Consider the following 10,291-nt stretch of genomic DNA (forward strand, 5'->3'; position numbering starts at 1 on the left):
TATTTAACTTATAACTACTTCCAACTCTTTACTTTTACCGATTATCCACATAAAAAAAGAGGGTTTTTCCCTCTTTATAAAATAATTTAATACTCTTACTTCAAGACAAGTAAAACTATAAAAAATCTATTATTCTTCAATAGCTGCTGGAATTGCCTCTTCAGTTTCCGTAGCTGCTGGAATTTCTTCTTCAGTTTCCGTAGCTGCTGGTATCTCTTCTTCAATTTCCGCAACTACTGGAATTACTTCTTCAAGTTCTGCTGCTGGTGGAACTTCTTCTTCAAGTTCTGCTGCTGGTGGAACTTCTTCTTCAAGTTCTGTTGCTGGTGGAACTTCTTCGTCAAGTTCTGTTGCTGGTGGAATATCTTCGTCTGCTACAACTTCTGTAGGTGCAGCCGCCGCAGCAGTAGCACCTTGCTGCTTGGCTAATAGCTGTTCACGATATTTAGCAGCCATTTCTTCTGCCTTATCGTAGACCAAATCCCGGTTTTTAATCATGTCGCCGGGTTCGGGTTCTAGCTGCTTGGTAGATAGGGAGATGCGACCCCTTTCTGCATCCAAGTCAATGATCATAACTTTTACTTCATCATTGACATTGAACACGCTATGAGGTGTATCAATATGTTCGTGAGAAATCTCAGAAATATGCAGTAGACCACTTACGCCGCCAATGTCGATGAAAGCACCGTAGGGCTTGATCCCACGAACGGTACCAATTACTACTTCGCCGACTTCTAGACGGTTCATCTTGCGTTCAACCAGCGCCCGACGATGAGATAGAACGAGGCGATTACGTTCTTCATCTACTTCTAAGAATTTCAATGGTAAATCTTCGCCTACCAATTCTTCTTTAGGTTTGCGGGTACTAATGTGGGAACCTGGAATAAAGCCACGTAATCCTTCAATCCGTACCAATGCTCCGCCGCGATTGGTTGCAAATACGCCAGAACGGACAGTAGCATCTTCTGCTTGCAGCTGTCGTACACGTTCCCAAGCCCGCATATATTCAATACGGCGAATGGAAAGGGTTAATTGACCATCTTCGTTTTCATCGGTAAGGATGAAAAATTCGCGCGTTTCGTTTGACTGTAAGACTTCTTCCGGGGCATCAACCCGGTTAATAGACATTTCTTGTATAGGTATATATGCTGCGGTTTTAGCACCAATGTCAATCAGAGCGCCGCGCGGCTCTATACTGAAAACTGTTCCTGGCACAACATCGCCAGGGCTAAAATGATAATCGTATTTGTCAAGTAGAGCAGCGAAATCTTCGTGAGTGAATCCAATTTCTGTAGCGGTTAAATTCTGATTGACCATGCTGATTTGTTCCTGGTTCTAGTCTCCGTAAAGGTGGTGCGACAAGCGCGATGCGTTATGTAAGCAGTTCTATGGCAGCTTACACAAAACATCCTTTTTCATCCTAGCGCAGAAAAGCTAGCATTAACACATATCTACTCCCAAGATTGGAAATTATATCACAATATAAAAATGATTTGTCATTTACTTAGTAGTGAAAACCAACAAAGGACGAATACAATAATATCCGTTGCCACCATACTTAGTAGCAACGGATATTAAGATTAAATCCGCTTAAAAGTCTGTGGATAGGATCTACTTATCTTTTGGTTTCTCAAAGCGAGGGGGTTCTCGAAATGCGATCGCAAAAAAGATAGTACCTATACACAGAGTAAAAATCAAGATGTACGCAACGCTTTCCATATTACGATTTCCTCTTTATCTAGCCACTAGTTAAAATTCTGAATGCTGAGTCAGAGCCTTAACTCGGAACTCAGCACTCAGAACTCAGCACTGAAATTAAAGGGCTTCTTTCCGGCGGGTTGACTTGTCACCCACTTTCTGGAATAGACCCCACTCAACCTGCTCTTCTAGATCCGCGTCAACACCAGCAAACACGTCTCGGTAGATTGTCCGAGCGCCATGCCAGAGATGACCAAAGAAGAACAGCAGAGCAAATACGGCGTGTCCAAAGGTAAACCAACCTCTAGGACTGGTGCGGAATACACCATCAGAGTTCAAGGTTTCTCGGTCAAATTCAAAGATTTCACCGCCTTGAGCCTTACGTGCATACTTCTTCACATCAGCTGGTTCTGTAAAGGTTTTACCATTCAGATTCCCACCGTAGAAACTAACGGTGACACCAGATTGCTCGAAGCTATACTTAGATTCTGCCCGACGGAAGGGAATGTCAGCGCGGACAATTCCATCTGCATCAGTCAAAATCACTGGAAAGGTTTCAAAGAAGTTGGGGAGACGACGTACATTCAATTCCCGTCCTTCAGAATCTTTGAATACGGCGTGACCTTGCCAAGATTGGGCAATGCCATCACCTTTCACCATCGGTCCTGTACGGAATAGACCGCCTTTAGCGGGGCTATTACCGACATAATCATAGAAAGCCAATTTTTCAGGAATCTGCGACCAAGCTTGATCTAGGGTTTCACCTTGAGCAACGCCTGTTTGGACGCGGCGCTGAATTTCTTGACGGAAGTAGCTTTGATCCCATTGATAGCGGGTAGGGCCAAACAATTCAATGGGAGTGGCGGCGTTACCGTACCACATAGTACCAGCAACAACGAAAGCAGCAAAGAAGACAGCTGCAATACTGCTAGAAAGTACTGTTTCAATGTTCCCCATCCGTAGGGCTTTGTAGAGCCGTTCGGGGGGTCTAACTGTCAGGTGGAATAAACCTGCAATAATACCAACAACACCTGCGGCAATGTGGTGAGCCGCAATGCCACCAGGGTTATATGGATTAAAACCATCGGGTCCCCATTCTGGTGCTACTGCCTGGGCAGCGCCAGTTATACCATAAGCGTCAGAAACCCATATCCCCGGCCCAAATAGTCCGGTGACGTGAAAAGCACCAAATCCAAAACAAAGTAGACCGGATAAGAACAGGTGAATGCCAAACATTTTTGGCAAGTCGAGAGCGGGTTCACCAGTGCGGGGATCTCTAAAGAGTTCCAAATCCCAGTAAACCCAGTGCCATACGGCGGCTAGAAATAGCAGACCGGAAAGAACAATGTGAGCCGCAGCAACGCCTTCAAATGACCAAAAGCCAGGATCAGTTGATGGTCCACCAGTAACGTTCCAACCACCCCAAGATTGAGTAACACCCAAACGTGACATGAAGGGCAGAACGAACATCCCTTGCCGCCACATGGGGTTGAGAACTGGATCGCTAGGGTCAAAAACAGCTAGTTCGTAGAGTGCCATCGAACCAGCCCAGCCAGCTACTAAGGCTGTGTGCATTAGGTGTACAGAAATTAGTCGCCCTGGATCATTCAGAACGACTGTATGTACTCGGTACCAGGGTAGTCCCATCGACTACGCTCCTCCTCGATGAGTTAGTTTACAAAGCAATTTTCTTACTGAGATTCTGAGAGACGAAAATCGCCATTCAGAAAACTCTCTCTTGTTTTTTGTTATTGCCAGAGCCAGAGTGTTACCACAACTTAGTCTTATAGTTAGACAGCGTGGGTACTTTGGCAATGCTTACTCGCTTCGGGAGGTTTACCTTGTAGGGTAGCCATCGCCAAGCAAAAATGAGAATGTTTTAAAAAGTGTAACTATTGATGGAATTGTTTGCAAGCGTGTAAATTGATGCGATCGCGTAGCATCTGTAAGTTTTTTCGCTACCAATACCCCTCACAGATTAAATTTGCTTATCTTTTCTTTACTATTCGGTAGGGGATTGGGCGTTAGGAGTTAAGAGTTAAGAGTTAGGAGTTTTGTTTATCTCCTTGTCCCCTCACTCCTCATCCTCCCCTGCCCCCTGCCCCCTGCTCCCCAGTCCCCATGCCCAATATTTACTGAACCACCAACTGGATATTTTGCAGTTGACACTTCGTCTCAGCTGTACCCAGGCGTTCAATTACCTGTTCGGCGCTCATTAGACGCTTGAGTACTACTTGGCCGATGGTCTGACTAGCAATTACTGGTGTTGTTGGCTTCACTTCTACGGTTAAAACGGCTTCTTCAACTCGATAAAGCCAGAGCAATTCGTTTTGTTCGACTAAACAAATATTCATTCGCTGAATATCTGGTTGTCGTCGCCATGCGGTTATTTGCCAGAGTCCATCAGATGCCCAGACTCTTGCAACTGCCCATCCCTCAGATAGAAAGAAATACTTCACTGTTTTAGTCTCACTATTAGACTTTCTATTTGCTATTTACCATATCTTACATATCTCATTTGTTAATGTATAACTAATGAAATTTTAAATTAAGGTAATTTAATGTCTCATTTGATGCGCTTTAACAGGAAAAATAATTAGTTACATTCCTTGACCTTAGATTATAAATAACAAGAACATCATATCTGATTTCAAGCTAAACATTTATTATATTATCAAGTTGGCATATAGATTACCTATACTATAAGTTAGCGAAGAATGAATATAATTTTATGAATACTTTAGGTAATTATGAACAAGCGTATAAATTCCCCTTTTAGATATCCTGGTGGCAAATTTTATGCTCGGAACTTGATTTTGAATCATATTCCTTCTCACTCCTATTATGCTGAACCTTTTGCAGGAGGTGGGTCTATATTTTTTGTAAAAGATAAAGTAAATATTAGTTGGCTCAATGATATTGATGAATTATTAATAAATACGTTATTAATAATTCGAGATAAACCCGAAGAATTAATAAAATTTTTAGAAGGTGAATCTGCTACTAAAGAAAGACATACATATTATAAAAATGAATTCACACCACAAAATAAATTAGAAGAAGCTGGTAGATGGTTTTATCTAAACAGAACCTCCTACTCTGGGATTATGAAGCATCAGAACTGTTATTGGGGATATGGTGAAAAATACAGTATGCGTCCAGAGAATTGGCCCAGAAACATACGCCGAACTTCTGAGAAACTTCAAAACGTTAAAATTACTAATCTCGACTTTGAAGAAGTTATCGAATCTGTACCTGATGGATATTTTTTATTTATTGATCCTCCTTATTTCAATGCAGATCAAGATAAATTTTATACTCATTCATTTTATATAGACGATCATTTCAGGCTATGCCGAATATTAAACAGACATAAGCAAAGAATAAAATTTCTTATAACTTATGATAATAGCGACGTAATTAGAAAACTATATGAATGGGCATTTGAAATACACGATAAAAAATGGAATTATACAATTAGTAGAACCGACGACCAAAAAAATGGAAAAAGCAAACAAGATAACTTTAAAGGCGAACGGTGTAAGGGAAAAGAAATTTTTATATTAAACTACTCTTCTCTTGACTCTACTTATCAAAAATCTGAACAGTTAATTTTAAATGTTTGAATAATTCTATAAAAAATAATCAATGTAAATTTAATAGTTAGCATTCAAGGGAATCCACTATTGATTGCTTACTAAGTATTATTATTTAGTAAGTCTAATGTATATTTATTACAGCAAAATCCTGTATCAAAAGTGGGTGAATTAGAAATTAATTGTAAACAATGCTATAAAACTAGCGAAGATATAGTAAAATAACTGACCACTCGTTACGTAAAATTTAACTGTATGACATGGTTTTCCTTGTCCGTGAAACGGTGGGGTCGGATTACGCAATTCCTATCTTTGTTCTGTCTATGTTTATTTTTAGTTGTTAGCTGCACTCCTCGTCCGCAATCAACTACGCCACCATCTGGTTCTGTAAATACCCCTACAGGTGATGGTCGTATTACTATCGGTACAACAGCGAAGCCGAGAACTCTTGATCCGGCTGATGCTTATGAGTTAGCATCTTTAGGCTTGGTGTTTAATATGAGCGATCGCCTCTACAACTACGAACCAGGAAGCACCGATATTAAGCCACAACTAGCGACAGCATTACCCAAAATCAGTCAAGATGGCTTAACTTACACCATTCCCTTACGTCAGGGAGTAGTTTTTCACGATGGGACTCCCTTTAATGCTCAAGCAATGGCCTTTACCATCAACCGCTTTATTCAAAATAAAGGAAAACCCTCATTCTTACTAACTGATATAGTAGATTCCATAAAACCGACAAGCGAGTATGAGTTGACAATTAAGCTGAAAAAGCCCTTTTCAGCGTTTCCTTCACTACTAGCCTTTCCTGGGGTGTGTGCAGTTTCGCCGAAAGCTTACGAACTCGGTGCTGGTAAATTCAAGCCGAATATTTTTGTGGGAACTGGCCCTTACAAATTAGGACAGTATGGTACTGATTCCATCCGATTTGATGTGTTTGATAAGTATTGGGGAAAAAAACCAGCTAACAACGGTGTTAATCTCCAAATTCAAACTAGTCCGGTTAATTTGTTTAATGCTTTCCGTACAGGTGCAGTGGATGTAGCTTATTTGTCACTACAGCCAGATCAAAATCGCAGTTTGGAAGAAGGTGGTAAAAAAGGAGATTGGCAAGCGATCGCAGCTGAGGGTAGTGTGGTAAGTTATCTGGTATTAAACCGGAATCAAAAGCCTTTAGATAAATTAGAGGTAAGACAAGCGATCGCATCCATAATTGACCGTCCACTTTTAAACGAGCGAGTCTTACTTGGTCAAGCAGATCCGCTTTATAGCATGATTCCCACCACATTTAAAGTTTCTGTGCCATTATTCAAAGAGAAATATGGCGATGCTAACTTCGATCAAGCTAAAAAATTATTAACTACTGCTGGCTTCTCCAAAGAAAACCCTGCAAAAGTGCAAGTTTGGTATCCTTCTAGTTCACCTACTCGGAGTTTGGCAGCACAGACACTCAAATCTCTTGTCGATGTCAAAATGGATGGAATACTCCAATTTGAAGTCACTCCCGCCGAAGGGCCAGCCTTCTTTAAAGACATTGCTAAGGGTTTGTATCCAGCAGCTTTACTTGATTGGTATCCAGACTTTTTAGACCCAGATAATTACGTTCAGCCGTTTTTGGCTTGCGACAAAGGTTCAGTTGCTAAAGGATGCGAAGATGGAGGCAGTCAAACTCAGGGTTCGTTCTACTATAACGAAGCCATCAATAAACTGATCGATCAACAACGCAAAGAACAAAACCCGGAAGCACGTCAGAAAATTTTTGCAGAAATTCAAACGCAAGAAACTACTGATGTACCTTACATTCCCTTATGGCAAAACAAAGACTATGTATTTGCCCAAAAAGGTGTTAGTAGTGTACAACTTAATCCTACTCAAATTCTGGTTTACCAAACACTTAAAAAGTAGTTAAAAAGTCAAGAGTCAAGATACTTACTTTTGACTCTTGATTCCTAAGTAAACATATTTCGGATTCAATTTATATCACGTAGATATTTCTTCCTTCTCTTCCTTTGCGTCCTTTGCGGTTCGTTAAAAAATCTACTTTGACCAAGAGTTAAGTCTTAACTAAAAGGATTAGTTTATATCAAACTAACAAACAAAATTCTTTCAAAAATTATATTTTTAATTTCTTATAAAAATCCTATCTGAGTTGTGAAAATTATTTTGTTTAACGAACCGCAAAGGACGCAAAGGGCGCAAAGTTTAGAAAGATAAGATTTCACAAATGATTTAGGATTGCTATATGTCTCGTTCTAAAGCTTTACAATATTACATTGTTTCTCGGTTGCTTCTCGCACCACTTCAGCTATTAACTATCATCACTATTGTATTTCTCTTACTAAGAGCAACACCAGGAGATCCAGCAGATGCAATTCTCGGTGGACGTGCGCCAGAAGCCGCTAAAGAGGAATTGCGAAAACAACTCGGTTTAAATCTTCCCCTCTGGTTGCAATATCTCAATTATTTGGGAAGCTTACTGCGTTTTGATTTGGGAACCTCTTTAATGAGTCGCGGACAAAATGTTTGGGACATAATTGGGCAATATTTCCCAGCGACGGTGGAGTTAGCAGTATGTAGTATGGCAGTTGCGCTGATTGTCGGAATTGCGGTTGGGACTCTTTCGGCTTCTCGCCCTGGGACATATTTTGATGTCGGTGGACGCTTGTTTGGTATTATCACTTACGCACTCCCCATGTTTTGGGCGGGAATGCTTTTGCAGTTGATTTTCTCAGTGCAATTGGGTTGGTTTCCTAATTCCAACCGCTTTCCACCCAATCTTCCGGCTCCCACTACTGTCACCGGATTGTATACAATTGATAGCTTACTCGGTGGAAATTTCACCCAGTTTTTCACATCTTTGCACCATCTGGCTTTACCAAGTCTCACATTAGGAATTTTGCTGAGTGGGATTTTTGAGCGAATTGTGCGAGTGAATTTAAAGCAAACCTTACAAGCCGATTATGTAGAAGCCGCTAGAGCTAGAGGTATTGGTGAAAATAAGATTTTAGCCTCCCACGCTTTAAAGAATGCCCTAATCCCAGTAATTACAGTGTTGGGATTGACTTTTGCCTCTCTGTTGGGTGGGGCGATTTTAACAGAAGTGACATTTTCTTGGCCTGGTTTGGCTAATCGACTGTATCAAGCGATCGCCGATCGCGATTATCCCACAGTTCAGGGAGTACTCGTGTTTTTTGGTGCGATCGTTGTCAGTGCCAGCATTTTGATTGATATTTTAAATGCTTATGTAGATCCGCGAATTCGGTATTAGCGAAGGAATATTAAAACAAGTCGCAAGTCGCAAGTAAGTTTTGTGTTAGCGAGTCTTCTCCCAAAGGGAGACGCTAAGAGCGAACTAGCGTCCGGGGATTTAGACCCTGACCCAAAACTTGCCGGTTATTCAACCGGGGGACTTAAACCCCTAAACTTGTTAATTCTTGGTAATTTTCTTCTGGGGTGGGTTAACTGGCAAGCTGCTGTTAGTTTCACAGGAGACTGTAAAATGGTTCTGTGCATTTAGCCCCCTACCACAAAGTTTAGATAACTGCTAATACCCATTTTTACAATTACTAGGAGAACAAAAATGACCCAAGCAACAAGTAAAGAGCCAATTAACAAACTTAACAAGCCACAAACAGATGGTACAAAAGTTTGGAATGCTTACCTTGGTCTTTTTTATAATCCCATTTTACTAGTTGCTCATGAACTGAAACTGTTTCTACTCATAGCAGAAATACCACGCACTTTAGAAGAAATTTCCCAGAGTCTCAACCTGAAACCACGAGCAGCAGGGGCGCTTTTATCTGTATGTGCATCTATGGATTTTATCCAACTAAAAGATGGGTACTACTCCCTTACGACTGTTGCTTATGAGTATTTACTTGAAACTAGCCCTACTTCTTTTTGCGGGCTGTTAGACTTCATAATTGCTAACTATGATAGCTTCTCTTATCCCGGAATTAAGGAAGCTATCTTGACAGATGCTCCTACTGCTTATAAAACTAGTCCTATCTACAAAGTTCACGAACAAGAAGACCAAGAGCAAGTTACCCGCACTTTTACAAAAGGGATGCATTCCATTAGTGTTCCTCCTGCGTTGGCATGGCCTGAAACTCTAGACCTCTCTAGCAATAAACAGATGCTAGATATTGCCGGGGGTTCTGGCGCTCACAGCATCGGTGCAACCCTCAAGTGGTCTAACTTGAAAGCGACGGTTTTAGACTTAGCACCAGTCTGCAAAATCGCCCAAGAGTATATTGCCGAGTATGGACTGTTGGAGCAAATCACCACTGAAGTTTATGATATGTGGAACGATCCTTTACCCTCTGCTGATTTGCACTTTTATTCGCTGATATATCATAATTACGACCTTGAGAAAAACCGTTTTCTGACAAAAAAAAGCTTTGATAGTCTAGAGCCGGGTGGACGGATAATTATTCACCAGCCACTATTTAATGACGATCGCACACTACCATTATCTACATCGGGGTTCAACGTGATTATGCAGGTTTGGCTTGCTGGCGGACAAGAATATTCAGGTTTGGAGTTATCTACCATGTTGCTAGAGATTGGGTTTGTAGATATTGAAGTTAAACCAACCTTTAGTTGTTTTGGTATTGTAACTGGTCGAAAGCCAGAGTAGGCGATCGCTCTTTAGGCGGCTGCTTTAAAAGTTGAGCGATTATATCAAGCGATCGCCGATCGCTATTATCCCACAGTCCAGGGAGTACTCGTGTTTTTTGGTGCGATCGTTGTCAGTGCCAGCATTTTGATTGATATTTTAAACGCTTATGTAGATCCGCGAATTCGGTATTAAGTAAAGAATTCTGACTACTTCTCAAATTTTGTTAATTTTCTTGATAAACACCACTGGCTAAAATACCAAGAATTTTATTCACATCTTTGAGATAATATTCGCTTAAATCAATTGTCAATGTTTGTGCTTCTAGTTTGAGGAATTGCCAAATACTGCCCGTTGTGACTGCTCCGTAAATTGT

At 40.9% G+C, this 10,291-nt stretch carries 8 protein-coding genes and 1 pseudogene; 5 read left to right on the forward strand and 4 right to left on the reverse strand.

Going from position 1 to position 10,291, the window contains the following annotated elements; all coding sequences use genetic code 11:
* Positions 1-129: 129 nt before the first annotated feature.
* From HWQ37_RS26460 to HWQ37_RS26475, 4 genes are all read right to left on the reverse strand, one after another.
* Positions 130-1,317 carry a 30S ribosomal protein S1 gene (locus HWQ37_RS26460; protein WP_292753101.1) on the reverse strand — a complete coding sequence of 396 codons (1,188 nt, stop codon included), beginning with the start codon at positions 1,315-1,317 and terminating at the stop codon, positions 130-132.
* Between the two features lie 294 nt (positions 1,318-1,611).
* On the reverse strand, positions 1,612-1,719 hold the full coding sequence (locus tag HWQ37_RS26465; protein WP_012409025.1) for a photosystem II reaction center protein T: 108 nt from the start codon (positions 1,717-1,719) through the stop codon (positions 1,612-1,614).
* Between the two features lie 96 nt (positions 1,720-1,815).
* Positions 1,816-3,345: a photosystem II chlorophyll-binding protein CP47 gene (gene psbB, locus HWQ37_RS26470; RefSeq protein WP_292753106.1), complete on the reverse strand. Its 1,530-nt coding sequence runs from the start codon at positions 3,343-3,345 to the stop codon at positions 1,816-1,818.
* Between the two features lie 485 nt (positions 3,346-3,830).
* A complete protein-coding gene (locus tag HWQ37_RS26475; protein WP_190938999.1) occupies positions 3,831-4,157 on the reverse strand; it encodes a hypothetical protein in 327 nt (108 codons plus the stop codon).
* Positions 4,158-4,448: 291 nt separating this feature from the next.
* On the opposite strand from HWQ37_RS26475, the gene HWQ37_RS26480 reads away from it, so the two are divergent.
* The 5 genes and pseudogenes from HWQ37_RS26480 to HWQ37_RS26500 all read left to right on the forward strand — a co-directional run.
* Positions 4,449-5,324, forward strand: coding sequence for a DNA adenine methylase (locus tag HWQ37_RS26480; RefSeq protein WP_292753112.1), 876 nt, complete (start codon positions 4,449-4,451; stop codon positions 5,322-5,324).
* 225 nt (positions 5,325-5,549) lie between these two features.
* Positions 5,550-7,202, forward strand: coding sequence for an ABC transporter substrate-binding protein (locus HWQ37_RS26485; RefSeq protein WP_292753115.1), 1,653 nt, complete (start codon positions 5,550-5,552; stop codon positions 7,200-7,202).
* Between the two features lie 337 nt (positions 7,203-7,539).
* Positions 7,540-8,565, forward strand: a complete 1,026-nt coding sequence (locus HWQ37_RS26490; protein ID WP_292753117.1) for an ABC transporter permease — start codon at positions 7,540-7,542, stop codon at positions 8,563-8,565.
* A 312-nt stretch (positions 8,566-8,877) separates the two neighbouring features.
* The gene (locus tag HWQ37_RS26495; protein ID WP_292753120.1) at positions 8,878-9,936 is read left to right on the forward strand and encodes a methyltransferase; all 1,059 of its coding nucleotides are present in this window, start codon (positions 8,878-8,880) and stop codon (positions 9,934-9,936) included.
* A gap of 36 nt (positions 9,937-9,972) precedes the next feature.
* A pseudogene (locus HWQ37_RS26500) lies at positions 9,973-10,110 on the forward strand (ABC transporter permease); the annotation flags it as partial.
* Between the last annotated feature and the right edge of the window lie 181 nt (positions 10,111-10,291).

The sequence above is a fragment of the Nostoc sp. NMS4 genome (assembly GCF_017115095.1).
Taxonomy (GTDB): Bacteria; Cyanobacteriota; Cyanobacteriia; order Cyanobacteriales; family Nostocaceae; genus Nostoc.

Bases quoted from the DNA above. Each gene is read 5' to 3' on its own strand.
- HWQ37_RS26465 (WP_012409025.1), bottom strand. From the start codon at position 1,719: ATGGAAAGCGTTGCGTACATCTTGATTTTTACTCTGTGTATAGGTACT.
- HWQ37_RS26480 (WP_292753112.1), top strand. From the start codon at position 4,449: ATGAACAAGCGTATAAATTCCCCTTTTAGATATCCTGGTGGCAAATTT.
- HWQ37_RS26490 (WP_292753117.1), top strand. From the start codon at position 7,540: ATGTCTCGTTCTAAAGCTTTACAATATTACATTGTTTCTCGGTTGCTT.
- HWQ37_RS26460 (WP_292753101.1), bottom strand. From the start codon at position 1,317: ATGGTCAATCAGAATTTAACCGCTACAGAAATTGGATTCACTCACGAA.
- psbB (WP_292753106.1), bottom strand. From the start codon at position 3,345: ATGGGACTACCCTGGTACCGAGTACATACAGTCGTTCTGAATGATCCA.
- HWQ37_RS26495 (WP_292753120.1), top strand. From the start codon at position 8,878: ATGACCCAAGCAACAAGTAAAGAGCCAATTAACAAACTTAACAAGCCA.
- HWQ37_RS26485 (WP_292753115.1), top strand. From the start codon at position 5,550: ATGACATGGTTTTCCTTGTCCGTGAAACGGTGGGGTCGGATTACGCAA.